Raw genomic sequence first — 26343 nt, 5'->3', positions numbered from 1 at the left:
CAAGCAGGGGACGATCACGTTCAACGAAGATTGGGCACCAGAACGGCCGGTGCGCTTAGGCGAGCGGATGGGCGATCATCCGGTTTGATGTACCCTCCGTGTTCGGTGTGCCGGTCAGCTCGTAAGTCTTAGTGGCGTGCAGGGACGGCAGGTTCTAGGTAGCGTAAGGTCAGCGATGAACGGCCGAAATGAGGGCGCAAATCCGACTTCTAAGTCTTTGAAAAGATGGTGGGCGCGGCAAGGATTGAACTTGCGACCCCACCCGTGTGAAGGGTGTGCTCTACCACTGAGCTACGCGCCCGCCCGTGTCGCGGTCTTCGGTGGCGGCTTGTGCGCCTGAAGGCCGGGCAGGGGCGCGCCTTTACGCTGGCCTACCCCCGCTGACAAGCACCTAGTGGCCGAAAATGGCCTCGAGACGGGCCAGAAGGCCGCCTGGTGATGCGGTGGTGGCGAGCTTGCGTGGCTCGACCGGGCAGCCGAGGCAATAGGCCTGCATCCCGCGCACCGAAAGCAGTCGTTCCAGATCATCTTCCACCTGGCCGAGCATGGCCTGCTGACGCCTTGCGACCATGGCGAAAAAGTCGCCGTTTGAACTCGGTTGACGGCCGGCTTCGCCATCGTCGGAGAACAGCAAGCTGCGCAGGAGGTTGTCGTAGACCGGCTCGTCGCCGCCCAGGAATCGCGCGTGCCAGTCACCTTCTTCCAATGCGGCCTTGGCCGCGACCCAGGCCAGCGCCTCGTCGAGCCCGCCATACTGGTCGACCAGACCGATCTGGCGCGCGGTACCACCATCCCAGACGCGACCCTGGGCGATGGTATCAACCCGCTCTACCGACAATTTGCGCGAGGCCGAAACGAGTGTGAGGAAATCGCGATAGCCGTCTTCGATCGAGGCTTGCAGGATGGCATCCACCTCCGGCGTGAAGCCGGCGATCAAATCAGGCTGGCCCGACAGCGGGGTCGTGCGCACGCCGTCGGAATTGACGCCGTATTCGGCAGCAAGCTTTTCAAAGGTCGGGATGACGGCAAAAATGCCGATCGAGCCGGTGATCGTCTCGGGCTCGGCAAAGATGCGGTCGGCCGGGGTCGACACCCAGTATCCGCCGCTGGCTGCTACATTGGCCATCGAAACTGCTATCGGGATGCCGCTGGCCTTGTGGCGCAGCACCGCATCGCGGATCACTTCGCTGGCGAGCACCGAGCCGCCCGGTGAATCGACCCGCACCACCAGCCCAGCCAAATCCTGGCCGAGGGCCTCGTCGAGCAGTTCGGCAATCCGGTCGCCGCCGGCGGTACCAGGGCCTGCCTCGCCATCGACGATTTCGCCGGCGATGGTGATCACGCCGATAGCCTTGCCATCGCTATCGCGCGGATTGCCGCGCAGCCAGGCGTTGAGCTTGGTATGGGCGAAAGTTCCCGGCGTGGCATCGAACCCGTCGGGGCCGACGATATCGGCCACCCGCGCTCCGAATTCGGTCCGGCTGCCGAGCTTGTCGACCAGCCCGGCTGCCAGCGCCGCTTCGGCGAGATCGCCATTGCTGGCCTCGACCCATTGCGCCGGCGACTTGGTTACCTGGGCAAGATCGGCAGAAGGGCGAGCCTTGGCGAACTGGGCCTGCCATTCCTCCCACAGCGCGCCATAGAGGGCCTCGGCGTTCTCACGCGCTTCGGGTGACATGGAACTGCGCTCAAAAGGCTCGACAGCCGATTTATAGGTGCCGACCTTGTAGATCCGGGCATTGATGTTGAAGCGATCGAGCAGGGCGCCATAATACAGCCGATTGCCGCCGGGGCCGGTGACGACTGCACCGCCCTGCGGGTCGACCCATACCTCGCTCGCATGGGCTGCCAGCATCATCGCGTCATCGGCATAGCCGACCGCGTAGGCGAGCACCGGTTTTTCGGCCTTGCGCGCCCGGTCGAGCGCTTCGCCGATATCCTGCAAGTGAACCTGTCCGCCGCCCAGGAACTCGGTCATGTCGAGAACAATGGCCTTGATCCGGTCATCTGTCGCGGCCTGGTCGATCGCGTGGACCACATCCTGGACATCGAATTCGCGCATGGGCGCCGATCGGCTGAGCAGGGCCTGGATCGGGTCGATCGCGCTGGCTTCCTCGACGATTACGCCGTTGAGTTCGAGCAGCAGGGCACCGTCGCGTATTTGCGCCGGCCCGGGCCGCGCGGTCAAAATCGCGAACAGGATGAAGAAAAACAGCAGCAGGAACAGCAGGCTGAGCCCGTCCTTGATCCCGACCAGCAGTTTCCAGACCTTACCGGCGAACCCCATATCGCGTAACTTCCTCGTATTGCGTGAAAGCGACATAGGCAGGCAAACTGCAACCCGCCAGTTCAAACCGCTTGAGCGCACCATACGGCTCGACTAAGGGCTCGGCTTTAATGACAGGCATCGGCAATCCTTCGACCTCTGGCCGCTATCCGGCGGGCGGGGAAGCTTTCCCGCATCGCAGCCTGACCGGCATTGCGCAGCTGGAACGGCACGAGATCCTCTATTTGCTCGACGAAGCCGAGCAATGGGTTGAGTTCAACCGCGGCAGCGCCAAGCATTGCGAGCTTCTGGGTGGCCTCACCATCATCAACGCTTTCTTCGAAAACTCGACCCGAACGCTGTTGAGTTTCGAAATCGCCGGCAAGCGGCTGGGCGCGGATGTGGTCAACATGCATGCTGCACAGTCGAGCGTGAAAAAGGGCGAAACGCTGATCGATACGGCGATTACCCTCAATGCAATGCGCGCCGACGCCATCGTCATCCGTCACGGTTCGAGCGGGGCGGTGGACCTGATCGACAGCAAGGTCGATTGCCCGGTCCTCAATGCCGGCGATGGACAGCACGAACACCCGACCCAAGCCCTGCTCGATGCGCTGGCGCTGCGCCATGCGCTGGAGGAACGCGGCGAAGGCGGCGAAGACTTTACCGGCATGACCGTGACGATCTGCGGCGATATCCTGCACAGCCGCGTCGCACGCTCCAACATCCTCTGCCTGCAGGCGCTCGGCGCGAGCGTGCGCGTTTGCGCTCCACCGGCGCTGATGCCGGCCGGTATCGAGAGGATCGGTGCTGAGCCGTTCCATGATTTCGATGCCGCCTTGCAGGGCTGTGACGTGGTGATGATGCTGCGGCTGCAGACCGAGCGCATGAACGGGCAGTTCATTCCCTCGGCGCGCGAATATCATCACCTCTACGGTCTCACGCTCGACCGGCTCGAGGCCCGCGCCCCTGACGCGTTGGTGATGCATCCGGGGCCGATGAATCGCGGGGTCGAGATCGACAGCAACGTGGCCGACATGCTCGATCGTTCAATTATCACCCGGCAGGTCGAGATGGGGGTGGCCGTGCGGATGGCATGTCTCGATATCCTGACCCGGCGCGGGCGCGGTTTGCCTGGCTGGCAGGGCGATATGGGCAAGGGGCAGTGGGTATGACCAGCGCGGCCCAAATCACCATCATCAATGGCCAGATCGTGACGCCGGACGGCCTGCAGGAAGGCTCGCTGACTTGCGAAGATGGCCGGATAAGAGAGATTTCCGATCATCGACCGGGCGATGGCGACAAGGTGATCGACGCCAAGGGGCTTCTGGTCGCCCCGGGCCTGGTGGACTTCGGCGTATTCGCAATCGACAAGCCGGCCTTTCATTTTGGAGGCATCACTCGCGCCGCCTTGATGCCCGACCAGTCACCCACGCTCGATCTGCCGAGCCGGGTCAGCTATATCGCCAAGAGCGGCAAGCCTGATCTGTGGGTGCACCCACTGGCCGCCGCGACCAGCAGGCTCGATGGAGAAACGCTGGCTGAGCTCGCACTGATGCGCGAAGCGGGCGCGCGCGGTATCGCCACCGGCCGCCACTGGATCGCCGACAGCGGCGTGATGCTGCGGGTGCTGCAATATGCCGCCATGCTCGATTTGGTAGTGGTTAGCCATGCAGAAGACAGTGGCTTGGCCGGTGAAGCTGCCGCCACCGCCGGGGAAATGGCAACCCGGCTCGGCTTGCCTAGCGCGCCTGTCGAAGCCGAGGTCTTGGCCGTCGCGCGCGACATTGCGCTGGCGGAAATGAGCGGCGCGCGGCTCCATTTGCGGCAGGTGACGTGCCGCGCCGCCATCGACCTCGTGCGTGCCGCCAAGACCCGCGGCGTTGCGGTGACGGCGGGTGTGACACCAGCGCATTTCATGCTGTCCGACCTCGCCACAGGCGAATTCCGCACCTTTTCGCGTCTTTCGCCCCCGCTGCGCGAAGATGCCGACCGGCTGGCCGTAGTCGAAGCCATTGGCGATGGAACCATTGACGTCATTGCCAGTGGCCACGATCCCCGCGGGCCGGAAGACAAGCGCCTGCCTTTCGCTGATGCGCAGCCCGGCATGGCCGGGGCCGAAACCCTGCTCGCCTGCACGCTGTCGCTGGTCCGCGACGGCGTAATCGAAATCAACCGGGCATTCGAGCTGTTGGCGGCTACACCAGCGCGCCTGTTGGGAGTGGATGCCGGCTCGCTTGCGCAAGGGCGGGAGGCCGATATTATACTGGTCGATAAGGATAAACCCTGGGTTGTCTCGAGCGGCAAGATGGCGGCAAGTGCAGGCAATACGCCGTTCGACGGGCAACCCATGCAGGGGCGGGCGGTTTGCTTACTAAAGGGAGGCGCTGCGATTACCTGACCTTAAGGATGGCTTCGCATCCGTGCTTAACGGGACTGCAGTAGGTTAGGGTCAGTCGAACTGAAGTGTCGCGATTTAGCAGGGGGGGTTCAATTGATCCCTGAAGACGATAGCAGCAATCGCCGGGCCGAGCGCAAACGGGTCGGTATCGAAGGGCGCTATCGTACCGGCTCGGGCGTTCCGCGCGACGTGTGGATCACTGATCTGTCGCAAACCGGGTGCCGGTTCTTCGACCGTTTCGGGACAATGCAACGGGGCAAGGCCATTACCATCAGGGTCGGCGGCATCGGGCCATTGCCGGCCGTTGTCCGGTGGTGGGATAATCACGTGAATGGCGTGGAATTCGAGCAACCGCTCCATGAGTCGGTCTACAATCACCTGCTTGCTAACATGAGCGATCAGGTCCCGGATCGCTTCCGAACCAACTCCTGACCGCAAAAATGAAGACCCCTCCCGGTTACGATAACCGGGAGGGGCTGGTATCTTTGTGAAATAGGCTGGAGCCAGCGGACCATCAACGGCGTGCGAGACGGTATCCCTTGTCTACCGCTCCGGGCAGTGGCTTGCCATCGGCCCAGGCGATACAGCCATCACCGCGGGCCTTTACCTTGCCGCACATGCTCTTTGCCGAGGCGACCTGGAAGCCACCGGCGGAAACGCGGAAGTAGGTCTTGCCGCGTACCTTGGCCTGCGTGATCACCATTTCATAGTCGCTCAGTTCGGGGAAGCGCTGGGTATAGATGCCCCATGCCCGACGCGCACCTGCTTCGGAGCTAAAGCTGCCAAGCTGAACCAGCTGCGATCCTGTGGGGTTGGCTGCAGGAGACTGTGCCGGTGCCACACGCGGCGGCACGCCTGCGCGAGTCGGTGCGCTCTGGACGACGGGGCTGGAGACGAATGCGAGAGCGTTGGAAGCAATCTCGGCAACCGAACCACCCGCTGGTGCTTCGGAATTGAAGGCCGATTTGAAGCTGTCGGGCGAGCGCAGTTCCGGCGCGACCACAGCCACTTGCGGGGCCGGCTGGAAGGGAGCGTCGCCCACTGCCACGTCTTCAAGCGGCTCGAGAGTGCGCGGGGTCGGTGTCATCGCGACAAAACCCGTCGCCGGCAATTCACCACCTTGGGCGTAAGGTGAAGTCGCGGCCGCTGCCTGCGCCGCGAATTGTTGCGCCGCAGGTGCGGTGTTGAGCGCGAGCTGCGCCGGTTGACCGGCATCGGCACTGATCGGAACGTCGAGCAGGCTGGCAACGCGCTTTTGATAGTCTTCGGGCTTGGCCATCCGGGCCCATTCGGCAATGCGCTTGTCGAGTTCGGCCGGCGACACGTCCTCGGCCGCCATCAGGCGAGCGGCGCGCCAATTGCCTTGCAAGGCATAGGAATAGGCGAGGTTCTGACGCACCTTGGCGGTGTTTTCGCCAGCACGCAGGGCGTTTCCGAGAACATGGACACCGCGATCGGGTTCGCCTGCCAGCGACAGGGCGAGGCCCATGTCGGCGGCAGGAATCTCACCGCGCCAGTCGTCCAGAACGGCAACCGCGGTGCGGCTGTCGCCCCTGGCGATCGAGGCCAGGGCATAGCCGAGCGCGGTCCGCGCCGTCTGGTCGCCCAATTTCATTGCATCATCGAAGCTGGTGGCAGCCGAATCGAAGCGTCCAGCCTCGAGATAGGCGGCACCCAGCATGGCGCGATAGCTGGCGTTACGCGGCTCTGCGAGCACGGCAGCTTCGGCGCTGGCGACGGCTTTGTCGGTATCCCCGCGGGCCAGTGCGGTCTGGGCATTGCTGGCCGAAACGTCGGCGCGCGGTGCGCCCTGCGCGCTGCACCCGGCGAGGGTGACGAGTCCAAGGGCGCTTGTCAGTGCCAGTGCGGCGGAACGATTGATGCGGGCCATGATACTATCCCCTTACGGTATGATCTTCAGCGCCGATTGACTTGAGCGGCGAGCGATTCGATGTCGTCCATGCCTTGCAGCATGGCATCGAGAGCTTCGGTTACGATTTGTTGTGCGCTGCGGCCCCTGACGGTGCTGAGCAGGCGCAGTTTGAGATGACGGTCCTCGTCGAGACGCAGCGTGAAGGCTGCGCGCTTGCCCCGAGAAAGTGCCGAGCGACGGGTGACCTGTCGGGCCGGTGCGACCTTGCCGATGCGGTCTGCAAGTTCTTCCTGCTGACGGCGGGCCTCGCTTTGAGGCGTGGTGCCGAGCACGTTCTGCGCTGCCTTGTCGAGCGCGCGGGCCTCGGCTTCGGTCTTCTCGTTATTGGGTTCTGGCGTCAGGTGCAGGACTTGCGCACTGTCGTCGCTTTCGCCGTGAATATGCGCGCTTTCCTCGCCCATGTCGTTCCAACCCAGGTCCTCGAGGTTCGAGGCGACGTTGGCGCCTGTCGTATCGAGTGGTGCGATCTGCGGACGCATGGCCGGACGGGCGCCGCCCTTGCGGGCGAGCAATGCCGGGTTGAGAGAGGCGAAGGAAGATTCGTTCATGGTCCGGCCCAGGCCCTCTAGCTTACTGTGCGACCCGGCGGCCGAAACCGCCTTGCGGACGTCCAGCACCCGGCAGCTGCGAAACCGAATTCGGAGCAGCAAAAACGGTGCGGCGGAAATTCTTCTCGAGCCGGTCGGCAATATAGCCCCACAGCGCGGTCACCTCGGCAGCGCTGCGGCTGTCGGGGTCGACTTCCATCACCGTGCGGCCGTCGATCATTGAGGCGGCAAAATCGGTCCGGTGGTGGAGCGTGATGGGGGCGACGGTGCCGTGTTGTGACAATGCAACCGCAGCTTCGCTGGTAATCTTAGCCTTGGGGGTCGCCGCGTTGACCACGAACACCAGCGGTTTGCCGGCGCGTTCGCACAAGTCGACCGTGGCACCCACGGCGCGCAGGTCGTGCGGGCTGGGGCGGGTAGGAACGACGATGAGCTCTGCCACGCCGATAACCGACTGGATAGCCATGGTGATTGCTGGCGGCGTGTCGATAACGGCCAATTTGAAACCCTGCTGGCGCAGGATCTGAAGGTCGTTGGCGAGACGCGCCACGGTGGTCTGGGCAAAAGCGGGATACTCCGCCTCGCGTTCGTTCCACCAATCGGCCAGCGATCCTTGCGGATCAATGTCGATCAAAACCACCGGACCAGCGCCTGCGCGCTGTGCCTGGACGGCCAGATGCCCCGAAAGCGTTGTCTTGCCCGATCCGCCTTTTTGCGAAGCCAGTGCCAATACTCGCACAGGTCGGTCCCCCTGAATTACTTCGATGACCCACGCCTTTCGCGGGCTTTCGAATGCTGGGATCGCAGGATACCCCTAATTTTGGGTTAACGGTCGCAGCCTGTGAAGGACGGAAATTGACGGCGCTGGTATGGTGGTTCGCCAAGTCCGGGAGAAATCTTTTGCTAACGGGCTATTTACTATGTCAGGCTATTCCACCGGCGCACGGGGTTGGCTCGTCGAGAGGAAACACAAGGCACTATGTCTATGGCGCGAGCATTCAGAGGATTGATGGCGGCAGCATTGCTGGCCGCGCCAAGCGCTGCGCTGGCGGACGTCAAGGCCGGGGTCGATGCGTGGAGCGCCGGCGATTACGTCGCGGCAGTCCGCGAATGGCGCGATCCGGCAGCCAAGGGCGATCCCGACGCATTGTTCAACATGGCCCAGGCCTATCGTCTGGGGCGCGGGGTCGAGCAGAACGCCAAACAGGCTGAGGTTTTCTACGCCAAGGCAGCAGCCAAGGGACATCTCAAGGCGGCTGACAATCTCGGCTTGCTGATGTTCCAGGGCGGACGGCGCGAAGAGGCCATGCCTTATGTCACCGCCGCAGCCGATCGCGGCGATCCGCGCGCGCAGTACCTGCTCGGGATCGCGCATTTCAATGGCGATCTGGTCGAGAAGGACTGGGTCCGTGCCTATGCGTTAATGACGCTGGCCAATGCTGCCAGCTTACCGCAGGCGGGGCCTGCCATTCGCCAGATGGATGATTTCATACCGCTCGAACAGCGCCAGAAGGCGCAGCCCCTCGCCGCCACGATAAAGGCCGAGGCGGATGCCCGCCGCACCAGCCAGTTCGCCGCGGCAGATCTTGGCACTGGCACTCCGGCGCCAGCACCAGCAATTGTCGAGGCTCCGGCCCGGCCCGCAAGGCCGGTCCGTTCGGCCGCGCGGATGCCGCCGCCGCCGGCCGCGCGCATCCCTCAATCCATTCCCCAGACCACCGTTGGCCCCTCGATCGCGGCTGCGCAGGCTGCGATTTCTGAGGCTACTCGCGTAACGGGGACGCAAAGCCCCGCCGATGCCGGTGCATCATTTGCCGCCCGAACGGTCGCTCCCAAGGAAGCCAGCGCACCGGTGGTCCGGCCCAAGCCTCGCCCGTCGACGCCGGCAGTGCCTGCTCCAGCCGCCAGCGCCGCTGCGCCGGTAGGGGCAGCGCAGTCAGCTGCCAGTGCGGCCGGCCCATGGAAAGTGCAACTCGGAGCATTCTCAGTCCGTGCCAATGCCGAAGGGCTCTGGAGCCGCCTTGCCGGGCGCAGCGAGCTTGCCGGAGCGACCAAGTTGCTCGTGCCCGCAGGAAGCCTGACCAAGTTGCAAGCCGGGGGCTTCGCCAGCCAGAAGGCAGCGCAGGATGCCTGCAACACGCTGAAACAAAGTGGACAGGCCTGCCTCGTCACCCGCTGACCACCGGCGCCGGTAGCTAGCACAGATACGCTCGACAAACTTGTTTAACGTACTTTGGAGCCTTGCCTCGGCGTGATAGGTCTGCCCGCAGACGGGGGGGGGATCATGGCGAGCGCGGCAACACCTGATACGGAAAGCTTGGTGGCGCCGGTTTCGGCGACGAATGGCGGACGGCTGGCGAGCCTGGACTTCATCCGCGGCTTTGCGGTGATGGGTATCCTGGCGGCCAATATCGTCGCCTTTGGCCAACCCTTCCAGGCCTATATGTACCCCGACAGCTTCCTGACCGGGCATGGTGAAGCCTCGAACTGGTTGTGGATCGCCCAATTCGTGGCGGTCGACGGAAAGATGCGCGGTCTGTTCACACTGCTGTTCGGGGCCGGGCTCTACCTGTTCATGGAGAAAGCCTGGGCGCGCGGAGCGACACGCTGGCTTCAGGCGCGGCGGCTGTTGTGGCTGGGCCTGTTCGGCATGGTCCACTTCTTCCTCATCTGGCGCGGCGATATCCTGTTCTACTATGCCGCATGCGGGCTGATCGCGCTGCTGTGCCTGAAATGGAGCATGCGCACGCAATTCTGGGTCGGGCTGATTGGATATACCGTAGGGGCGCTGGCCTATGCCGCCATGCTAGTTCCGCTGGCGATGGTAGCGAGCGGACCGACGGGCGACACCGAGGAATATGCCGAGATGCGGGTCGATTTGCAGAACGGCAAGCAGGACATGCTGGCCGAAGATGCCATCGACTCGCAGCTCAAGATCGATGGCGACTATATCGGCCTGACACGGCATCGCTTCGAAGAGCATGCGTGGGACCCGCTCAGCAATCTGCTGCTGTTCGGGCTCGAGACCTTGCCGTTGATCCTGCTTGGCGTGGCATTGTTTCGGATGGGACTGTTCAGTGGCGGTCTCGATCGCCGCAAGATGCTGGCGTGGGGATGGACCGGGCTTGGGGTCGGCGCAGTGCTGCACCTGGCCATTGCGCTTTGGGCGAAGGCGGGGGGGTTCACCTATTACGGCACGCTGGCTGCATTCATCGGGATCAGCCCGATACCGCGCCTGATGATGACGCTGGGCCTGGCCGCCTTGCTGACGCTGGCAGCGTCCACGGCCAATGGCTGGCTCGGCCAGCGGGTGTCAGCGGCAGGGCGAGCGGCCTTCACCAACTACCTCGGCACCTCGATCCTGATGCTGTTCGTGTTCCATGGCTGGGCGCTGGGCTTGTTCGGCGAATTGAACCGCCCGGCGCTGTATGGCGTGGTGCTGGTCAGCTGGGCGATCATGCTGGCCTGGTCGAAGCCATGGCTCGAGCGATATCGGTTTGGACCGTTCGAATGGCTGTGGCGGTGCCTCACTTATGGCAAGGTTTTCCCGCTGCGCCGCTAGCTCTTGCTATTGCGAATAATTCGCATATGTTTGCTTCTTGCGAATCACTCGCAGGAGAAGCACGCACATGTATGTCTGCATTTGCAATGCCATTCGGGAGGCCGAGCTGCGCGCGGTCGCGCACCGGACCAGCGGCGATGCGGAAGAGGCATATGCGGCGCTGGGTAAGGTCCCCAATTGCGGTCACTGCCTGTGCGATGCCGATGGCATCCTGTTCGAGGAACGGGACCTCGCCTGCAAACGGGTCGCCGCCTAGCTCTTTGCACCGCTACTGATAATCGCTTGCAAATGGCGGAATTCCGCCGTTTTCTCGCATTCTTCGCTTGCCTGCCCGGGCCGGCGGGGCGTAGGGATTACGCTATATCAACAAGCGAGGGAGCGACGGCCATGAAGGGTGACGAAAAAGTCATCGAATTTCTCAACAAGGCGCTCACCAACGAGCTGACTGCGATCAACCAGTACTGGCTGCATTACCGGGTGCTGGCCGACTGGGGCATCCACAAGTTGGCCGAATACGAACGTCACGAATCGATCGACGAGATGAAGCACGCCGATCTGCTGGCCGAGCGCATCCTGTTCCTCAATGGCCTTCCGAATTTCCAGGCCATTCACCGGCTCAAGGTCGGGGAAACGGTCGAGGAGATCCTCCGCGCCGACCTGGCGATGGAAATGGAGGCGATTCCGCTGCTCAAGGAGGCGGCAGAATATTGCCAGTCGGTGCGCGATTTCACCTCGGGCCAGATCTTCGAGGCTATTCTCGCCAGCGAGGAAGAACATGTCGACTTCCTCGAAACGCAGTTCGACATGATCGAACGCATGGGCTTGCCCAATTACGTCCAGTTGCAGAGCAAGCCGGCCGAAGAAGGCGGCGAGGACTGACTTAACTGGGCCTAGCTGCCCTCATCAGGCCCGGCCGTTTTTTGCCCGCTCGCCGCGGCGATCGTCTCGCCTGCAAAGAAAACCAGGCCGGTAATCAGGAACAGCATGGTCGCGATCCAGGCGATGGCGGTGATGGTCCCGATCTGCGGGGTGATGAAGGCGCTGACGAACAACAGCGCGATGACCACGCAGATGGTCAGAGCTGCCGCCGTACTGAACATCACCGCGCGCTGGGCCAGGCGGCGGCGTCGCCGCAGGCGGGCAAGTTCGCGCCGCTCGAGCCGGGTCTGATCATCCTCCATCCGGCTTTCGAGCCGCTCGATCCGGTTGGCGACCCAGATCAGCCTCGCCATCATCACGTTCATGACCGCGCCGATGGCCGCCAGCAGAAACGCCGGTGCCAGGCTCAGCCGGACGATCTCCTGCACCCGCAGCGTGCTGGAGGTTCGCTGGACGAGTTCGGTGGCGAGATTGCCGCTGTCGGAGGCTAGCAGGTCGACCAACATCAGCGGCTTCCGCTGTAATTGCCGCCGCCACCCTTGTTGGCATTGTAAGGATTCTTGGGGCTCTTCAGCACCACGCGCACCGGCACCGCGTCGAAGCCGAGCTTGTCGCGGATCGAGTTGACGAGATAGCGTTCGTAGCTCTGGGGCAAGTCATCCAGCCTGGTGCCGAACACCACGAAGCGGGGCGGGCGGGTGCCGGCCTGGGTGATGTAGCGCAGCTTGATCCGCCGGCCGCCGGGTGCGGGTGGGGGGTTGGCTTCCAGCGCGTCATCGAACCAGCGGTTGAGCGCGGCAGTGGAGACGCGCTTGGACCAGGCCTCGCGGATGTCGAAGGCGGCCCGCAACATGTCGTCGAGCCCCTTGCCGGTCCGTGCGCTGACAGCGAACAGCGGCAATCCGCGTACCTGCGACAGTCCGTCATTGAGCGCGCCACGAATGCCGTTGAACAGCGAACTCGCATCCTCGTACCCGCCTTGTCCGGCGATATCCCACTTGTTGATCGCGATCATGAGCGCGCGCCCTTCCTCGAGCGCGTGGCTGGCAATCTTGAGATCCTGGTGTTCCAGGCCTTGGGTGGCATCGAGCAACAGCACCACCACTTCGGCAAAATCGACCGCGCGCCGGGCATCTGCGACCGAGAGCTTCTCCAGCTTGTCGGTCACCTTGGCGCGCTTGCGCATCCCTGCGGTGTCGATCAGCCGGATTGGCCGTGTCTCGCCATCCTTGGGATCGGTCCATTCCCAGTCGACCGCAATGGAATCGCGCGTGATCCCGGCCTCGGGGCCGGTCAACAGACGGTCTTCGCCAAGCAGCCGGTTGATAAGCGTCGACTTGCCGGCATTGGGCCGTCCGACAATGGCGAGCTTGAGCGGGCCCAGGGGCGCGTCCTCGTCTTCGTCCTCCCCCTCGCCAGCCTCCTTTGCTTCCTTGGCCAGTTCGGCCGCGCGTTCGGCCTCCTGCTCAAAATGGCCGATATGTGGCCACAGCCCTTCGAACAAGTCGGCAATGCCTTCGCCATGTTCGGCGGAAATCGGGGCCGGATCGCCCAGCCCCAGAGCAAAGGATTCGTACATGCCGGCATCGCCAGCCTTGCCCTCGGCCTTGTTGGCGACCAGCACCACCGGCACTTCGACTGTGCGCAACCAGCGAGCGATTTCCTCGTCCAGCGGAGTGATTCCGGCGCGCGCGTCGATCACGAACAGCGCGGCATCGGCACCTTCGAGACTGACCTCGGTCTGCGCCCGCATGCGCCCGGGCAGGCTTTCCTTGTCATCATCTTCCCAGCCCGCGGTATCAACCACGGTAAACTGCATCCCGGCGAGCTCGGCATCGCCCATCCGCCGGTCCCGCGTGACGCCAGGCTGGTCGTCGACCAGCGCCAGCTTCTTGCCCACCAGCCGGTTGAACAGGGTGGACTTGCCGACATTGGGTCGACCTATGATGATCACGGTAGGTTTTGGCGCGTTTGACATGGCGCTGCGCAGGTGGCGCTTAAACACTTGCTTGGCAAGTGCGGTCAGTCTTGCGGGGGCGTCAAACCGCGCTGGTTAATTCACATTTACCAAAGTCGACAGCCAGATCGAAACCATGGCGAAATCATAAAAGCGCCATGATCTTGTCGCTCCCCACCCGTTCCGGCTTGGCCGCCATCGCGCTTGCTTGCCTCTGCACCTCCACCCCCGCCTTGGCGCGCAGTGACAGCGTGGGCGCTTCAGATGCGGACGAATTGCCTGCGTACCTGCAGTGCGTTCCGTTCGCCCGCGAAGCGAGCGGTATTCGCATTTTCGGGGATGCACACACCTGGTGGGACCAGGCGCAAGGACGCTATTCACGCGGAAATACGCCCAAACCGGGCGCGGTGATGGCGTTCGAGCCGACCGAGCGGATGCCGCTGGGTCATGTCGCCGCAGTGGCACAGGTGCTGGATTCGCGCACCGTGCTGCTCGACCATGCCAACTGGTCGCCAATCAATGGTCGACGGGGCCAGATTGAGCGTGGGGTGCGGGCGATCGACGTTTCGCCCGGCAATGACTGGAGCGAAGTGCGGGTGTGGTATCACCCGCTGCAGGATATCGGCACCACTGCGTGGCCGGTTCATGGTTTCATATATGGCGACGGCGGAATGCAGCGCGTTCCCGACCGCCGCCAGTCTGCTCCGCCCGCGCCGGTCCAGGTCGCGGTGAGCAAGGTGCCTTCGCGAGACTTTCTCGACAATTTCTCGGATCTGGGCCGGGCACAGCCGCGCAAACAAGTGGTGCACCAGGTTGCCGCCGTTCGTCCCGTAAAGCCGCAGCCGCACCAACGCGACCCGCTCGACGCGGTGCTATCGCGCTACGATTGAGCGCGCGAGAGCTTAGTCCTTCTTGGCGACAGGGGCGTCTTCGCCGAGATCTTCGAACCACGCTTCGACCGGTCCGCTAAGCTTGATAGTCAGGGGCCGGCCCTTGCGATCGACGGTCTTGCCCGCCTGCACACGCACCCACCCTTCGGAAATCGAGTATTCCTCGATGTCGGTGCGCTGCTTACCCTTGAAGCGAATTCCGACACCGCGTTGAAGCGCATCGGCATCGAAAGCGGGGTTGCCAGGGTGGACCGAAAGGTGCTCGGGCGGAGTGTCGGCGCCGCTCTTGGCAGGCGCGCTATCTGGTGTTGTTTCGTCGTTCATAGCGCGGTCCGATAGTCGCACGGCCTGCCGCTGACAATATCATAAGCAGCGGCTCGCCGTCGCGACCCACCGACTATGATGGCTGAATTTCCGGCGGGGCTTCGTCCGGGCTGCGGCCTGGGTCGTCGAAATCAGGGACGGGCGGCTCGATTTCGTCGGGGCGGGGCTCTGGCTGTTCGGGAGGCGGTGTGATCGAGGGTTGCTCGGGAGGAGCTACGGGTTCGATCGTGTCGGGCGGCGGCGGTTCGGGGGTGGTGGCCATGCTCATATTCCTTTGCTGAGGCTCTCAGTCGGGGGGAAGCTGGTTGAGCGCGGCTTCGCCCAAGCCGTCGCGCTTGTCACGCTCGGCCAGGGTGCCGGCCCGCTCCTTGGCAATTTCGCTCATATCGCGCTCATGGCGCGAATCGCGTGAGCCGTCACAGCCGGAATCGCCGTCGGCATCCGCACGGTCGAGCGTATCTTCGGGGTCGGCATCGGGATTGACCACTGGCGGCGTGGCAGGCGGGACCTTGGGGGTATCATAGCGCGACATCTGGCAAATCCTTTCACGGGCAAAACGTCTGTCCGGAGCCTTTCGTTCCACTATTCGTCGCCGCTTTGGTCCGCCCTGTCATGGCCCCTGTCATCGACAGCCTTGCCCTTTGCAGGCAGAGGCATTAGAGGCGCGCCTTCAACGCGGTGCACCCCTCGGTGTAGCGCGCAGCATCGTTCGGGTCAGCGGGCGTGGCGGAATTGGTAGACGCGCTGGTTTTAGGTACCAGTATCGCAAGATGTGGGGGTTCGAGTCCCTTCGCCCGCACCAGTTCGCCGCCCGGCAACCCTTCGCAAAAGAGCCTACTCAGAAAGCGCAAAAGACACTCCCATGCAGACCAAAGAGACCACCAATGAAGGCCTCAAGCGCGGCTACGAGCTGACGCTGGGCGCCAAGGAAATCGATGCCAAGATCGATGCCGAGGTCACCAAGATCGCGCCGCAGGTGCAAATGCCCGGCTTCCGGCCTGGCAAGGTGCCCGCGAACCTGGTCCGCAAGATGCATGGCGAGCAGTTGCACGCCCAGGTGCTCAACGACACGATCCGCGAATCGGTCGACAAGCTGATGGCCGAGAACAAGCTGCGTCCCGCGATGCAGCCCGCCATCAACCTCAATGACGATTACGAGAAGGGCAAGGATGCCGTCGTCACCGTCGAACTCGAAGTCCTTCCCGAAGTCGAAGTGCCCAGCGTTGACGGCCTCAAGCTCGAACGGCTGACCGTTCCGGTTTCGGAAGAAGCCGTGATGGAAACGATCGAGCGCGTTGCCGGCAACAACAAGACCTACAAGGACGCCGCCAAGACCAAGAAGGCCGCCGAAGGCGATCAGGTCATCATCGATTTCGTCGGCTCGGTCGACGGCGTCGAGTTCGAAGGCGGCAAGGCCGAAGACGCACCGTTGGTGCTCGGCTCGAACACCTTCATCCCCGGCTTCGAAGACCAGCTGGTCGGCGTGAAGACCGGCGACAAGAAAACCATCACCGTCACCTTCCCCGAGGAATACCAGGCGGATCACCTAGCCGGGAAAGAGGCGCAATTCGAAGTCACCGTCAAGCAGGTCAAGACCGAGACCGAGACCAAGATCGACGACGATTTCGCCGCCAATCTGGGCCTCGAGAACCTCGACAAGCTCAAGGAACTGCTCCGTGGCCAGCTCGAGCAGGAAACCAGCGGCCTGACCCGTACGGCGATGAAGCGCTCGCTGCTCGACCAGCTCGCTTCGGGACACGATTTCCCCGTGCCGCAGGGCATGGTCGATGCCGAGTTCGAACAGATCTGGAACCAGTTGCAGCAGGAAGCTGCGAACGAGGAAGATCCCGACAAGGCGATGAAGGAAATCGAAGCCGAGAAGGACGATTACCGTTCGATCGCCGAACGCCGCGTGCGCCTTGGCCTGCTGCTGTCGGAAATCGGCCAGGCCAATGACGTGCAGATCAGCCAGCAGGAAATGACCATGCTGATGACCCAGGCTGCGCAGCAATATCGCGAAGAAGACCGCGAGCGCTTCATGGAGTTCATTCGCAACGATCCGATGGCCGCCGCCCAGCTGCGCGCGCCTCTTTACGAGGACAAGGTCGTCGACTTCCTGTTCGACAAGGCCGAGATCACCGACCGTGAAGTGACCCGCGAAGAGCTCGAAGCGGCCATCGAAGCCGAGGCCGAGGACGACAAGAAGCCGGCCAAGAAGAAGGCTGCGCCCAAGAAGAAGGCCCCGGCCAAGAAGGCTGCGAAAAAGGACGAGGCCGACAAGCCCGCCGCCAAGGAAAAGGCCCCGGCCAAGAAGGCGCCCGCCAAAAAGGCCGCTGCCAAAAAGGACGAGGGCGAGAAAAAGCCTGCCGCCAAGAAGGCTCCGGCGAAAAAGCCGGCAGCGAAGAAGGCCCCGGCCAAGAGCAAGGCCAAGAGCTGACCTCCAGCCGCTCGGCTTGAGCAAATCGAATGCGCCGCCCGGCCACCAGGCCGGGCGGCGCTTTTCGTTCGCGCACTAGAAACTCCCGCTGATGCTGAGGCGGAATATCGGGCCGATGCGGCGGTCGCGGACTTCGCGGAACAGGATCGGGGCGTCAGGCCGGTCACCGGTGAAGACGGTGCGTTCGAACTTGTTGCGCGCGCCCAGCACGTTGCCGTAGCTGGCATTGACCGTCAGCCCGAGCACGTCCTTGTGCTCGACGAACAGCGATGTGAAGCTTGGCCCTTCGTAATCGCGCCCGGTTTCGAAGCGTCGCGAATAGGGCGCCTTGTTCTCGGTAAACAGGCTGGCACCCCAGGCCCAGTCGGTCGTCGGGACGTCATGCCGGAAATCGATGTCGAGCAGGTCTTTGAGGTCGCGCGAGAAGGCGCGTTTCTGTCCGGTGAAGGGGTCGCTGATATCCGTCCAGCGCTTGACCGCGCGCACTTCCAGCTGTGCGCCGTCGAAGCTGATCGGCTCGCCCTTGAGCGTGGTGTTGAATTCAACGTGGAAGCGGGTCGCATTGCCGATATTGCCACGTGCTTCACCTCCGGAGGGGAGGGGGACGAAATCGACGAAATCCTCGAACCAGGTCTGCCGTATCCGAAGCTTGGTCGATCCCCATGCACCCAGTCCCTTGTTGACCTCCATCTCCACATTCCAGCTCTGGTCGGGCTGCAACTGGTTGTTGCCTCCGTTCTGGTTCTCGTCGTTGAGCGAGACGCTGGCGAGGAAGTCGCCGAACGAAAGCTGACCGACCCGGCGCCGCACTTCGAGCGCGAAATCGAGATCGTCGGCGGCTTTCCAGTTGAGAGATGCCGAACCTTTGGGCCGCTGGAAGCTGCGCGAATTGGCTGCCGCGCCGGTCTGTTCGATCTTCGAATATTCCGCTCCGGCGGTCAGCTGGAGCGAGAGCTTGTTGGTTAGCGACTTGCTGAAGCTGACAAGGCCTTCGTAGCGATCCTCGGTTACTTCGCCAGTCCCGGCGGGGAAGTCCAGCTCGGCAAATTCACCACCGGTATCGAGCACGAACAGGCGCGAGGCGCGGTTCAGGCGGTTAAAGGCCGCTTCGCCCGAAACCTGCCAGTCGGCCTGCCACATATTCCAGCTATATTCTCCGCGGCCGATGCGTTCGCCGGTCTCATTGACCTGTTCGAACATGAAACCTTCAGACTGGCGGCCATCGCTGTAGCTATCGACCAATTGGCTGCCGAAATTGTCACGCTCGAACCGTTCCAGTCCGATCAGTTTGAGCCTGCCGGGGCCGAACGGAAACTCGATGTCGCCGCCGATCTCGTATTCGGGACCGTCCTCGTCGCGTGATAGGTCGCGCGTCCGTAGTACGCCGGCGGCATCGAGACCCGTTTCTGGTTCAAGCGCCGAGAAGAAGTCCTCACCATAGCTGAGGTTGAGGTTGGCGACTGTGTCGCCGCCGAAATCATAGCTGAAATTGGTGCTGAGCTTTGGATTGTCGAACTTGCCGGAAAACTTGCTGAATTGTTCTTCGATCAGCGCTCCGTTGGCATCGGTCACCAGCGTCGGGCCGTCCGCGCCGAACCGGTTATTCTCGTTGGAGAGCGAGACGGTGTAGCTTAGCTCGCCGCTGCTGCCGCTAAGTGAGACTTCGCCGCCGTAGAGCTGGGCCTGGGCATTGTGCGGGCGAAAGCCGGTGCGCCACACGAACTGGCCCGATGTCCCGACACTGCGCACGACGATATTGGCGACCTGGCCCGACAGTCCCGGAATATCGAGTGCAGTGCCATCGACGATTTCGATGCGGATGATGTTGGCAGCGGGAACCCGCTGCAACTGGTCGCGGAGGGAATCGGACTTGCTGGAGAAACGCCCACCGTTGACGATGACGTTTTGGTTGGCCTGCCCGAGACCCCGCTGGCCGCGCTGGCCATCATTGATGGTGAAGCCGGGAATGCGGCGAACCATGTCGAGCGCGTTGCGTGGGGCGAACTGGGCGAAATAGGCGGGCTCGTAAACGCGTCCGGCTGCGCTGTTGGCAACCGATCCTTCGAGAGAGACCTCGGCCGAGTCAGCGGTTTCCCCATGCGCGGCGAGGGGGGACGCGCTGGCCGAAAGGGCAAGCAGTAATGCGAGCGAGCGGGTGGGGGTCAGCAGTAGCAAGGGTCTGTCTCATTTTGCGATCCGGGGGACTGCTGCTTTCGCCCATGCGCTCGTTTACAACAGTAAACATCGACCGGTAGTCAAATTTGCCAGACTAGTGACGATCAAGGTTGCAGGTTGAAACGGGGCATCGCTGTTCGCGTTCCCAGACAAGCGGACTGCGTTCACAGCTGCGAGGGTTAAAGGACTTGAACAAAGCCCGTCCACCGCCGACATAGGCGACCGACGCAAATTCGAAGGAAAGCATCCCCCATGATCGATCTCAGCGCGCAGCTTGGCGAAACCCACGGAACGCAGGGCCAGTTTACCCGCGATCCGGTGACCGGGGCCCTGGTCCCCGTGGTGGTCGAACAGACCAGCCGTGGCGAGCGCAGCTTCGACATCTTCAGCCGCCTGCTGCGCGAACGCATCGTGTTCGTGACTGGCCAGGTCGAAGACGGCATGGCTTCGCTGATCACCGCGCAGTTGCTGTTCCTCGAAAGCGAGAACCCGTCCAAGCCGATCAGCATGTATATCAACTCGCCGGGCGGCGTGGTCACGGCCGGCATGGCGATCCACGACACAATGCAGTATATCAAGCCGCGCGTTTCGACCGTGTGCATGGGCCAGGCTGCCAGCATGGGCAGCTTCCTGCTCGCTGCCGGCGAACCGGGAATGCGGATTGCACTCCCCAATGCCCGGATCATGGTCCATCAACCTTCGGGCGGCGCCCGCGGTATGGCCTCGGATATCGAGATCCAGGCCCGCGAAATCCTGCGCATCCGCAAGCGGATGAACGATCTCTACGTCAAATATACCGGCAAGAAGCTCGACGAGATCGAGAAGGCGATGGACCGCGATACCTTCCTCGAAGCCGATGAAGCGCTGAAATTCGGCATCGTCGACAAGGTTTTCGAGACCCGGCCCGAGAATGAAGACGGCGAAAAAGACGGCTCTGGCGGCGCGCCCGAGTAGCCGATCCGACAATAAACACGGTCCGACCCGCCCCTTGGTGGGACAGACCATCGAAATCATTGGGAAACCTTGCCCCTTCAGCCACGGGCAAGGTCTTCCGGCTATACTGCAATGGTTGCAAATCGGGCTGCGGACGATACTCTCGTCCGAATCCCCGCAAATCAGCGGGAATTGGCCCGAAAGCCTTGGGATATGACGAAATTGAGCGGAACAGATAGCAAATCCACGCTGTATTGCAGCTTCTGCGGCAAGTCGCAGCACGAAGTGCGCAAGCTGATCGCCGGCCCGACCGTGTTCATCTGCGATGAATGCGTAGAGCTGTGCAATGACATTATCCGCGAGGAAACCAAGGCTGGTCTGACCGGTCGCAAGGAAGGTGACGTACCCTCGCCGTCCGAGATCTGCGGCACGCTCAACGACTACGTCATCGGTCAGGACCGCGCCAAGCGCGTTCTCTCGGTCGCGGTGCACAACCACTACAAGCGGCTCAAGCACTCCGGCAAGTCCGGCGATGTCGAGCTGGCCAAGTCCAACATCCTGCTGGTCGGTCCGACCGGTTCAGGCAAGACGCTGCTGGCGCAGACGCTGGCGCGCACCCTGGACGTGCCCTTCACCATGGCCGATGCCACCACCCTGACCGAGGCCGGTTATGTGGGCGAGGACGTCGAGAACATCATCCTCAAGCTGCTGCAGTCGAGCGACTACAACGTCGACAAGGCGCAGCACGGCATCGTCTATATCGATGAGATCGACAAGATCACCCGCAAGGCGGAGAATCCCTCCATTACCCGCGACGTAAGTGGCGAGGGCGTCCAGCAGGCGCTGCTCAAGCTGATGGAAGGCACCACTGCTTCGGTCCCGCCGCAGGGCGGCCGCAAGCATCCGCAGCAGGAATTCCTGCAGGTCGACACCACCAACATCCTGTTCATCTGCGGCGGTGCTTTTGCCGGGCTGGACAAGATCATTGCCGACCGCCTGCAGAAGCGCTCGATAGGCTTCGGCGCGCATGTCGCTGATCCCGACAAGCGCAAGATCGGCGAACTGCTCGAAAAGAGCGAGCCGGAAGATCTGCTCAAGTTCGGCTTGATCCCCGAATTCGTCGGCCGCCTGCCCGTGATCGCCACGCTGCATGACCTCGATGTCGATGCGCTGGTGACGATCCTGCAGGAGCCGAAGAATGCGCTGGTCAAGCAGTATCGCAAGCTGTTCGAGCTCGAGGATGTCGAGCTGACCTTCACAGATGATGCCCTGGTTGCAATCGCCAAGCGTGCGATCAAGCGCAAGACCGGTGCACGCGGCCTGCGATCAATCGTCGAGGGAATCCTGCTCGATACCATGTTCGACCTGCCCGATCTCGAGGACATCAGCGAAGTCGTGATCGATGCCGACGTTGTTGCCGGCAAGAAGGAACCGATTCGCGTTGTCGCTAATGACGATGACAGCAAGAAGGAAGAGGCGGCCTGATCGATGGCGATCGACGGTGAGTGGGGCCTAGTCCTGCTGACCGTCGTCGCACTCGTCTTCTCGGCTGTCTGGACGGACCGCCGCTATCGCCGCTTCGAGCAGCTACCTGCGCATTACGATTTTCGTGGCCAGCCTACGCGATTTGCGTCGCGCAGGTTGATGGCTTGGCTCTTGCCCGGCGTCTTTGTCACAATGCTGGTGGCGACAGCGCTCGCGACGCGGTTGGCGCCAACTGAACTCCAGAACGGAGACCCGGTCGCCAGCCTGGTGGTTGCCTGCCTGGCGATACTCGGAGCGCAGGGACTGGTTCTTTGGCTGCACGAACGTTGGGCGCGCAAGCACGACGCAGGCTAAGCCCTAACACCCGCCGCCGCATTGCGCCGTGCGTTCGATCTGGACGGTCATGTGGTGGATACCAAAGCGGTGTTCCAGATCGTGTGAGAGCGAGGCAAGAAACGCGTCTTCGCCATTGCCGTTCGGCATGACGAGGTGCGCGGTCAGCGCTGTCTCTGTCGTCGACATGGGCCAGATATGCAGGTCATGGACCCGCTCGACCCCATCCAGACCGGTCAGGAACTCTTCGACTTCCTTCTCGTCGATCCCGGCTGGTACCGCGTTGAGGCCCATCTTGAGGCTGTCGCGGGCCAGGCCCCAGGTGCCCCAGCCGATAACCGCGATGATGAGCAGGCTGGTGACCGGATCGATCCAGGTTCGTCCCGTCAGCAGGATCGCCGCCCCGGCGATGACCACGCCCACCGACACCAGCGCATCGGCGGCCATGTGCAGGAATGCGCCGCGAATATTGATGTCCTCCTGCCCGCGTACGAACAGCAGTGCGGTGGCAGTGTTGATCACCACCCCGATCCCGGCGACCACGATCATGGTCCAGCCTTCGACAGGTTGCGGATCGAGCAGGCGTTGCCCGGTCTCGAACAGGATCGCCCCGATGGCGATGAAGAGCAGCGCCGCATTGGCGATCGCGGCGAGGATGGTCGAACTCTTGAAGCCGTAGGTATAGCGCCCAGTTGCGGGTTTGCGCGCTGCCACGGCGGCGGCCCATGCAAGCAACAGCGCCATGACGTCCGACAGATTGTGCCCGGCATCCGCCACCAGCGCCATCGAACCCGACAGGTAGCCATAGGTCGCCTCGACGATGACGAAGACGGTGTTGAGAATGACTCCGATGGCAAAGGCTCGCCCGAAATCCTTGGGTGCGTGGGCATGGGCGTGGCTTGCGCCGTGCGCGTGCCCGTCATCGCCGGAGTGAGAATGCGCTGCGCCCATCGACCTACTCGTAGACACAGGTATCGAGGCCGTCACGCCGGACCACGCCGATTCGCGCGGCAAGGGTGTTGCCATGCCTGCGGAGCCAACCCGAGGGATTGCTCACGGCGCGCCGCTTGGGCAGCGGCAGGGCAGCGGCCATGCGGGCGGCTTCGACTTCCGAAAGCGACGCTGCCGACTTGTTGAAATAGCGCCGCGCCCCGGCTTCTGCGCCATAGGTGCCGATGCCGGTTTCAGCGACATTGAGATAGACTTCCATGATTCGGCGCTTGCCCCAGATCTTCTCGATCAGGAATGTGAACCAGGCTTCAAAGCCTTTGCGGACATATCCCCCGCCCTGCCACAGGAACACGTTCTTGGCGGTCTGCTGGCTGATCGTCGATCCGCCGCGGATACGTCCGCCCTGGGCATTGCTGGCGGCGGCCTTGGCGATGGCATCGGCATCAAAGCCGCCGTGAGTGCAAAATTTGCCGTCTTCGGCCGCAATGACGGCACGGACCAGGTCGCGGTCGATATTAGCGAGCGATTCCCAGTCTTTCGTCACCGCGTGTTCGTCCATCGCCATCGTGGCAGTGTAGGGGACGGGCATGAACCGGTAGAGCACCACCAGCACCAGACTGAGGGCGACGAATCCAAGGATGATTTTGGCTACGAGCCTGGCGATCCAGAACATGGCTAGTCGATTAGGTGCAGCAATGCGCAAATGCAACGAAGCCCCGCACCATAGGGTACGGGGCTTCGTAGTTTTTCATCGCTTTTGCCTTATGCGGCGGCGGGCATCAGCCTTTCACCGGCGATCCGCTGCATTGCTTTTTGCAGCTTTTCAAAAGCGCGCACTTCGATCTGGCGAATACGCTCGCGTGACACATCGTAAACCTGGCTCAGCTCTTCGAGCGTCTGCGGGTTCTCGGTCAGGCGTCGCTCGGTCAGGATGTGCTGTTCACGCTCGTTGAGCGCGTCCATCGCCTCGAGCAGCATGGAATGGCGAACCTGCGCCTCTTCGGCATCAGCCACGGTTTCGTCCTGAAGAGGACGATCATCGGTCAGCCAGTCCTGCCATTCGCCCGAGCCGTCCTCGCCATTGCGCATCGGCGTGTTGAGCGACCCGTCGCCACCCATCATCATCCGGCGGTTCATGTTGATCACTTCCTGCTCGGGCACGCCGAGGTCGGTAGCAATCTTGGTCACATCGGCCGGGCTGAGGTCGGTGTCCTCGTAAGCCTCGAGCTGTTTCTTCATCCGTCGCAGGTTGAAGAACAGCTTCTTCTGTGCGGCGGTGGTACCCATCTTGACCAGGCTCCAGCTACGCAGGATGAATTCCTGCATGCTCGCCTTGATCCACCACATGGCATAGGTGGCGAGGCGGAAGCCGCGATCGGGTTCGAATTTCTTGACGCCCTGCATGAGGCCGACATTGCCTTCGGAAATCAGGTCCGAAACGGGCAGGCCGTAGCCGCGATAACCCATGGCGATCTTGGCCACGAGCCGCAGGTGCGAGGTGACCAGCTGCGCCGCAGCATCGGGATCCTCGTGTTCCTGGTACCGCTTGGCGAGCATATATTCCTGCTCAGCCGTAAGTATCGGATATTTCTTGATTTCCGAGAGGTAGCGGTTGAGACTCTGCTCTCCGCCGAGCGCCGGAATGGCGACTGCCTTGCTGTTACTCACTCTATCCCTAACCTTTCTTGCGTCGACCCCGGTTTGGCGCGGACCCCTGATGGGCATCCGGCGGGTGGGCCACACTTTCGCATATAGCAGACGGGCCACTGGTTTACACCGTCATTCATCGATTTTAACGTTCGGTTTCGTCGATCAGTTCCTGCATGTCTGCGGGTAAATCCGCGGTAAACGACACCTTCTGGCCTGTGACCGGATGAACAAATCCAAGCTCGCTGGCATGCAACGCCTGCCGGGCGAACCCGATACGCTGGAGAATCGGACGTAACTGCTTGGGATCACGTCCGTATGTTGGGTCTCCTAATAGCGGGTGGCCGATTGACTGGCAGTGAACGCGGACCTGGTGCGTCCGACCGGTTTCGAGCCGACATTCGATCAGGGCGCAGCCTGCCAGGGTCCTCAAGGTGGCATAATGGGTAACCGCGTGTTTGCCACGCGAGGAATCCTTGGCCAGCACCGCCATTTTCTTGCGATCACGGTCGCTGCGGCCGAGCCGCGCGTCGATCGTACCGGCGCGCGGGTTGGGATATCCCGCGCAGATCGCCAGGTAACGGCGATGGATCGAATGATCGGCGAACTGCGCGGCCAAGCCCTCGTGCGCGGCGTCGGTCTTGGCCACCACCAGCAAGCCCGATGTGTCCTTGTCGATCCGGTGGACGATGCCCGGGCGCGCAACACCGTTGATGCCCGACAATTGGCCGCGGCAATGGTGCAGCAGAGCGTTGACCAGCGTTCCGTCCTGGTTCCCCGCTGCCGGGTGGACGACCATCCCGGCCCGCTTGTTCACCACCAGCAGGTGCTCGTCCTCGTGGACGACGTCCACCGGGATGTCCTGCGGTGCTGCCTTGGGCTCGATCGTGGCTGGAAGGGTGATGTTGAAGTCAGCGCCTGCAGCGCACTTGGCCGAAGGGTTGGTGGCTAGTGCGCCGGCGACGGTGATAGCCTTGTCTGCCATCAGGCTCTTGACCCGCTCGCGTGACAGGCCCGACGCTTCGGCCAGTGCCTTGTCGAGACGACCGCCGGTGTGCAGGGTTCCGGTGATGACTTCGGGCGCGCTCATGCTAGGGCCATGCGCGATGCATATCGAGGTGACAAGGGACGTGTTGACGGCGATCCGCGCTGAGGCGGAACAGGCGCACCCGCAGGAATGCTGCGGCATCCTGCTGTGGGCAGGTGACCGGGTTGCCGGGATTATCCCGGCCCGCAACGTCCACCCAGCGCCAGAAACTCATTTCGAGATCGATCCCCAGGCGCTGATTGACGCCCATCGCGGCGAGCGAGCCGGCGGACCTGCAATTGCTGGTTATTATCATTCACACCCCAATGGCAGATCCGGTCTATCGGCGCAGGACCGGCGCAATGGAGCAAGCGATGGCAAGCTGTGGCTGGTGATCGCTGGGAGTGTCGTCACGATATGGGAAGATCGGCCAGACGGGTTCGCCTCGGTTTCCTACCAGGCCATCGAACGATAGACGTGCTTTATGTCGAATGCCTGGACCTATTTTTCGCATCCCTCGCTCACGCCCGCTGGCAGGGGGCGGAAATTTCGCTAGGACAGTGTTCCATGTGTTCCATCCTGTAGGATTTGGCCC

The 26343-nt window shown here is 62.7% G+C and carries 27 protein-coding genes and 2 tRNA genes; 14 read left to right on the top strand and 15 right to left on the bottom strand.

The window, feature by feature from the left end; all coding sequences use genetic code 11:
- Nucleotides 1-226: 226 nt before the first annotated feature.
- Nucleotides 227-301, bottom strand: a tRNA-Val gene (locus ACXYL9_RS12540).
- Between the two features lie 90 nt (nucleotides 302-391).
- Nucleotides 392-2287 (bottom strand): signal peptide peptidase SppA, encoded by a 1896-nt coding sequence (gene sppA / locus ACXYL9_RS12535; protein ID WP_459039824.1) that lies wholly within the window; start codon nucleotides 2285-2287, stop codon nucleotides 392-394.
- Nucleotides 2288-2397: 110 nt separating this feature from the next.
- On the opposite strand from sppA, the gene ACXYL9_RS12530 reads away from it, so the two are divergent.
- From ACXYL9_RS12530 to ACXYL9_RS12520, 3 genes are all read left to right on the top strand, one after another.
- On the top strand, nucleotides 2398-3441 hold the full coding sequence (locus tag ACXYL9_RS12530) for an aspartate carbamoyltransferase catalytic subunit (protein ID WP_459039823.1): 1044 nt from the start codon (nucleotides 2398-2400) through the stop codon (nucleotides 3439-3441).
- Nucleotides 3438-4667 carry a dihydroorotase gene (locus tag ACXYL9_RS12525; protein WP_459039822.1) on the top strand — a complete coding sequence of 410 codons (1230 nt, stop codon included), beginning with the start codon at nucleotides 3438-3440 and terminating at the stop codon, nucleotides 4665-4667. Before ACXYL9_RS12530 ends, ACXYL9_RS12525 begins: the two co-directional genes overlap by 4 nt.
- Nucleotides 4668-4760: 93 nt before the next feature.
- The gene (locus ACXYL9_RS12520; RefSeq protein ID WP_459039821.1) at nucleotides 4761-5099 is read left to right on the top strand and encodes a PilZ domain-containing protein; all 339 of its coding nucleotides are present in this window, start codon (nucleotides 4761-4763) and stop codon (nucleotides 5097-5099) included.
- A gap of 82 nt (nucleotides 5100-5181) precedes the next feature.
- Here ACXYL9_RS12520 and ACXYL9_RS12515 read toward each other — a convergent pair whose 3' ends face one another.
- Genes ACXYL9_RS12515 through ACXYL9_RS12505 form a run of 3 tightly spaced genes read right to left on the bottom strand, consistent with a single transcriptional unit; the run spans nucleotide 5182 to nucleotide 7887 of the window.
- A complete protein-coding gene (locus ACXYL9_RS12515; RefSeq protein WP_459039820.1) occupies nucleotides 5182-6558 on the bottom strand; it encodes an SPOR domain-containing protein in 1377 nt (458 codons plus the stop codon).
- Nucleotides 6559-6584: 26 nt separating this feature from the next.
- Complete coding sequence (locus tag ACXYL9_RS12510; protein WP_459039819.1) at nucleotides 6585-7148, bottom strand: hypothetical protein; 564 nt, start codon at nucleotides 7146-7148, stop codon at nucleotides 6585-6587.
- A 22-nt stretch (nucleotides 7149-7170) separates the two neighbouring features.
- Nucleotides 7171-7887 (bottom strand): AAA family ATPase, encoded by a 717-nt coding sequence (locus tag ACXYL9_RS12505; RefSeq protein ID WP_459039818.1) that lies wholly within the window; start codon nucleotides 7885-7887, stop codon nucleotides 7171-7173.
- A gap of 246 nt (nucleotides 7888-8133) precedes the next feature.
- Between ACXYL9_RS12505 and ACXYL9_RS12500 the strand changes: the two genes are divergently transcribed.
- From ACXYL9_RS12500 to bfr, 4 genes are all read left to right on the top strand, one after another.
- Nucleotides 8134-9327, top strand: coding sequence for an SPOR domain-containing protein (locus ACXYL9_RS12500; protein ID WP_459039817.1), 1194 nt, complete (start codon nucleotides 8134-8136; stop codon nucleotides 9325-9327).
- A 72-nt stretch (nucleotides 9328-9399) separates the two neighbouring features.
- Nucleotides 9400-10710 carry a DUF418 domain-containing protein gene (locus tag ACXYL9_RS12495; RefSeq protein ID WP_459039816.1) on the top strand — a complete coding sequence of 437 codons (1311 nt, stop codon included), beginning with the start codon at nucleotides 9400-9402 and terminating at the stop codon, nucleotides 10708-10710.
- 67 nt (nucleotides 10711-10777) lie between these two features.
- Nucleotides 10778-10966, top strand: coding sequence for a (2Fe-2S)-binding protein (locus ACXYL9_RS12490; RefSeq protein ID WP_459039815.1), 189 nt, complete (start codon nucleotides 10778-10780; stop codon nucleotides 10964-10966).
- Nucleotides 10967-11097: 131 nt separating this feature from the next.
- On the top strand, nucleotides 11098-11589 hold the full coding sequence (gene bfr / locus ACXYL9_RS12485) for a bacterioferritin (protein WP_459039814.1): 492 nt from the start codon (nucleotides 11098-11100) through the stop codon (nucleotides 11587-11589).
- Between the two features lie 11 nt (nucleotides 11590-11600).
- Here bfr and ACXYL9_RS12480 read toward each other — a convergent pair whose 3' ends face one another.
- Both ACXYL9_RS12480 and der read right to left on the bottom strand, forming a co-directional pair.
- Nucleotides 11601-12095, bottom strand: coding sequence for a DUF2721 domain-containing protein (locus ACXYL9_RS12480; RefSeq protein WP_459039813.1), 495 nt, complete (start codon nucleotides 12093-12095; stop codon nucleotides 11601-11603).
- The gene (gene der / locus ACXYL9_RS12475) at nucleotides 12095-13567 is read right to left on the bottom strand and encodes a ribosome biogenesis GTPase Der (protein WP_459039812.1); all 1473 of its coding nucleotides are present in this window, start codon (nucleotides 13565-13567) and stop codon (nucleotides 12095-12097) included. The genes ACXYL9_RS12480 and der overlap by 1 nt, the downstream gene beginning before the upstream one ends.
- 137 nt (nucleotides 13568-13704) lie before the next feature.
- On the opposite strand from der, the gene ACXYL9_RS12470 reads away from it, so the two are divergent.
- The gene (locus tag ACXYL9_RS12470) at nucleotides 13705-14436 is read left to right on the top strand and encodes a CHAP domain-containing protein (protein WP_459039811.1); all 732 of its coding nucleotides are present in this window, start codon (nucleotides 13705-13707) and stop codon (nucleotides 14434-14436) included.
- A 12-nt stretch (nucleotides 14437-14448) separates the two neighbouring features.
- Here ACXYL9_RS12470 and ACXYL9_RS12465 read toward each other — a convergent pair whose 3' ends face one another.
- The 3 genes from ACXYL9_RS12465 to ACXYL9_RS12455 form a co-directional block, all read right to left on the bottom strand.
- Nucleotides 14449-14760 (bottom strand): DUF3297 family protein, encoded by a 312-nt coding sequence (locus ACXYL9_RS12465; RefSeq protein WP_459039810.1) that lies wholly within the window; start codon nucleotides 14758-14760, stop codon nucleotides 14449-14451.
- Between the two features lie 73 nt (nucleotides 14761-14833).
- Entirely contained in the window at nucleotides 14834-15022 is a 189-nt protein-coding gene (locus ACXYL9_RS12460; RefSeq protein WP_459039809.1) for a hypothetical protein, read from the bottom strand.
- A gap of 24 nt (nucleotides 15023-15046) precedes the next feature.
- Nucleotides 15047-15292, bottom strand: a complete 246-nt coding sequence (locus tag ACXYL9_RS12455) for a hypothetical protein (protein WP_459039808.1) — start codon at nucleotides 15290-15292, stop codon at nucleotides 15047-15049.
- Between the two features lie 185 nt (nucleotides 15293-15477).
- Between ACXYL9_RS12455 and ACXYL9_RS12450 the strand changes: the two genes are divergently transcribed.
- Together ACXYL9_RS12450 and tig are read left to right on the top strand one after the other, a co-directional pair.
- Nucleotides 15478-15562 (top strand) — tRNA-Leu (locus ACXYL9_RS12450).
- 60 nt (nucleotides 15563-15622) lie between these two features.
- Nucleotides 15623-17197 carry a trigger factor gene (gene tig, locus ACXYL9_RS12445; RefSeq protein WP_459039807.1) on the top strand — a complete coding sequence of 525 codons (1575 nt, stop codon included), beginning with the start codon at nucleotides 15623-15625 and terminating at the stop codon, nucleotides 17195-17197.
- Between the two features lie 75 nt (nucleotides 17198-17272).
- Here tig and ACXYL9_RS12440 read toward each other — a convergent pair whose 3' ends face one another.
- Nucleotides 17273-19372: a TonB-dependent receptor plug domain-containing protein gene (locus tag ACXYL9_RS12440; protein WP_459039806.1), complete on the bottom strand. Its 2100-nt coding sequence runs from the start codon at nucleotides 19370-19372 to the stop codon at nucleotides 17273-17275.
- A gap of 252 nt (nucleotides 19373-19624) precedes the next feature.
- Here ACXYL9_RS12440 and ACXYL9_RS12435 point away from each other — a divergent pair, with 252 nt between their 5' ends.
- From ACXYL9_RS12435 to ACXYL9_RS12425, 3 genes are all read left to right on the top strand, one after another.
- On the top strand, nucleotides 19625-20326 hold the full coding sequence (locus tag ACXYL9_RS12435) for an ATP-dependent Clp protease proteolytic subunit (RefSeq protein WP_459039805.1): 702 nt from the start codon (nucleotides 19625-19627) through the stop codon (nucleotides 20324-20326).
- A gap of 192 nt (nucleotides 20327-20518) precedes the next feature.
- Nucleotides 20519-21790 (top strand): ATP-dependent Clp protease ATP-binding subunit ClpX, encoded by a 1272-nt coding sequence (clpX, locus tag ACXYL9_RS12430; RefSeq protein WP_459039804.1) that lies wholly within the window; start codon nucleotides 20519-20521, stop codon nucleotides 21788-21790.
- A gap of 3 nt (nucleotides 21791-21793) precedes the next feature.
- Nucleotides 21794-22144 carry a DUF1648 domain-containing protein gene (locus ACXYL9_RS12425; protein ID WP_459039803.1) on the top strand — a complete coding sequence of 117 codons (351 nt, stop codon included), beginning with the start codon at nucleotides 21794-21796 and terminating at the stop codon, nucleotides 22142-22144.
- 3 nt (nucleotides 22145-22147) lie between these two features.
- Here ACXYL9_RS12425 and ACXYL9_RS12420 read toward each other — a convergent pair whose 3' ends face one another.
- The 4 genes from ACXYL9_RS12420 to ACXYL9_RS12405 all read right to left on the bottom strand — a co-directional run bounded on the left by ACXYL9_RS12420 (nucleotide 22148) and on the right by ACXYL9_RS12405 (nucleotide 25811).
- Nucleotides 22148-23074 carry a cation diffusion facilitator family transporter gene (locus tag ACXYL9_RS12420; RefSeq protein ID WP_459039802.1) on the bottom strand — a complete coding sequence of 309 codons (927 nt, stop codon included), beginning with the start codon at nucleotides 23072-23074 and terminating at the stop codon, nucleotides 22148-22150.
- 4 nt (nucleotides 23075-23078) lie between these two features.
- Nucleotides 23079-23747 carry a monofunctional biosynthetic peptidoglycan transglycosylase gene (gene mtgA, locus ACXYL9_RS12415; protein ID WP_459039801.1) on the bottom strand — a complete coding sequence of 223 codons (669 nt, stop codon included), beginning with the start codon at nucleotides 23745-23747 and terminating at the stop codon, nucleotides 23079-23081.
- Between the two features lie 89 nt (nucleotides 23748-23836).
- Nucleotides 23837-24742, bottom strand: a complete 906-nt coding sequence (gene rpoH / locus ACXYL9_RS12410; protein ID WP_459039800.1) for an RNA polymerase sigma factor RpoH — start codon at nucleotides 24740-24742, stop codon at nucleotides 23837-23839.
- Nucleotides 24743-24866: 124 nt separating this feature from the next.
- Nucleotides 24867-25811 (bottom strand): RluA family pseudouridine synthase, encoded by a 945-nt coding sequence (locus ACXYL9_RS12405; protein ID WP_459039799.1) that lies wholly within the window; start codon nucleotides 25809-25811, stop codon nucleotides 24867-24869.
- Here ACXYL9_RS12405 and ACXYL9_RS12400 point away from each other — a divergent pair.
- The gene (locus ACXYL9_RS12400) at nucleotides 25792-26223 is read left to right on the top strand and encodes a M67 family metallopeptidase (RefSeq protein WP_459039798.1); all 432 of its coding nucleotides are present in this window, start codon (nucleotides 25792-25794) and stop codon (nucleotides 26221-26223) included. The genes ACXYL9_RS12405 and ACXYL9_RS12400 overlap by 20 nt on opposite strands.
- The last annotated feature ends 120 nt before the right edge of the window (nucleotides 26224-26343 follow it).

It is taken from the genome of Qipengyuania sp. CAU 1752, assembly GCF_054482615.1.
The sequence above is the reverse complement of the archived record's forward strand: the minus strand, read 5'-3'. Positions and strand labels throughout refer to the sequence as shown.

Excerpts from the sequence above, each read along its gene's own strand:
- ACXYL9_RS12510 (WP_459039819.1), bottom strand. The coding sequence starts at position 7,148 with ATGAACGAATCTTCCTTCGCCTCTCTCAACCCGGCATTGCTCGCCCGC.
- tig (WP_459039807.1), top strand. The coding sequence starts at position 15,623 with ATGCAGACCAAAGAGACCACCAATGAAGGCCTCAAGCGCGGCTACGAG.
- ACXYL9_RS12470 (WP_459039811.1), top strand. The coding sequence starts at position 13,705 with ATGATCTTGTCGCTCCCCACCCGTTCCGGCTTGGCCGCCATCGCGCTT.
- der (WP_459039812.1), bottom strand. The coding sequence starts at position 13,567 with ATGTCAAACGCGCCAAAACCTACCGTGATCATCATAGGTCGACCCAAT.
- ACXYL9_RS12435 (WP_459039805.1), top strand. The coding sequence starts at position 19,625 with ATGATCGATCTCAGCGCGCAGCTTGGCGAAACCCACGGAACGCAGGGC.
- ACXYL9_RS12530 (WP_459039823.1), top strand. The coding sequence starts at position 2,398 with ATGACAGGCATCGGCAATCCTTCGACCTCTGGCCGCTATCCGGCGGGC.
- ACXYL9_RS12465 (WP_459039810.1), bottom strand. The coding sequence starts at position 14,760 with ATGAACGACGAAACAACACCAGATAGCGCGCCTGCCAAGAGCGGCGCC.
- ACXYL9_RS12525 (WP_459039822.1), top strand. The coding sequence starts at position 3,438 with ATGACCAGCGCGGCCCAAATCACCATCATCAATGGCCAGATCGTGACG.
- mtgA (WP_459039801.1), bottom strand. The coding sequence starts at position 23,747 with ATGTTCTGGATCGCCAGGCTCGTAGCCAAAATCATCCTTGGATTCGTC.
- ACXYL9_RS12460 (WP_459039809.1), bottom strand. The coding sequence starts at position 15,022 with ATGGCCACCACCCCCGAACCGCCGCCGCCCGACACGATCGAACCCGTA.
- sppA (WP_459039824.1), bottom strand. The coding sequence starts at position 2,287 with ATGGGGTTCGCCGGTAAGGTCTGGAAACTGCTGGTCGGGATCAAGGAC.
- ACXYL9_RS12480 (WP_459039813.1), bottom strand. The coding sequence starts at position 12,095 with ATGTTGGTCGACCTGCTAGCCTCCGACAGCGGCAATCTCGCCACCGAA.
- ACXYL9_RS12455 (WP_459039808.1), bottom strand. The coding sequence starts at position 15,292 with ATGTCGCGCTATGATACCCCCAAGGTCCCGCCTGCCACGCCGCCAGTG.
- ACXYL9_RS12400 (WP_459039798.1), top strand. The coding sequence starts at position 25,792 with ATGACTTCGGGCGCGCTCATGCTAGGGCCATGCGCGATGCATATCGAG.
- ACXYL9_RS12490 (WP_459039815.1), top strand. The coding sequence starts at position 10,778 with ATGTATGTCTGCATTTGCAATGCCATTCGGGAGGCCGAGCTGCGCGCG.
- bfr (WP_459039814.1), top strand. The coding sequence starts at position 11,098 with ATGAAGGGTGACGAAAAAGTCATCGAATTTCTCAACAAGGCGCTCACC.
- ACXYL9_RS12425 (WP_459039803.1), top strand. The coding sequence starts at position 21,794 with ATGGCGATCGACGGTGAGTGGGGCCTAGTCCTGCTGACCGTCGTCGCA.
- ACXYL9_RS12420 (WP_459039802.1), bottom strand. The coding sequence starts at position 23,074 with ATGGGCGCAGCGCATTCTCACTCCGGCGATGACGGGCACGCGCACGGC.
- ACXYL9_RS12515 (WP_459039820.1), bottom strand. The coding sequence starts at position 6,558 with ATGGCCCGCATCAATCGTTCCGCCGCACTGGCACTGACAAGCGCCCTT.
- ACXYL9_RS12500 (WP_459039817.1), top strand. The coding sequence starts at position 8,134 with ATGGCGCGAGCATTCAGAGGATTGATGGCGGCAGCATTGCTGGCCGCG.
- ACXYL9_RS12405 (WP_459039799.1), bottom strand. The coding sequence starts at position 25,811 with ATGAGCGCGCCCGAAGTCATCACCGGAACCCTGCACACCGGCGGTCGT.
- clpX (WP_459039804.1), top strand. The coding sequence starts at position 20,519 with ATGACGAAATTGAGCGGAACAGATAGCAAATCCACGCTGTATTGCAGC.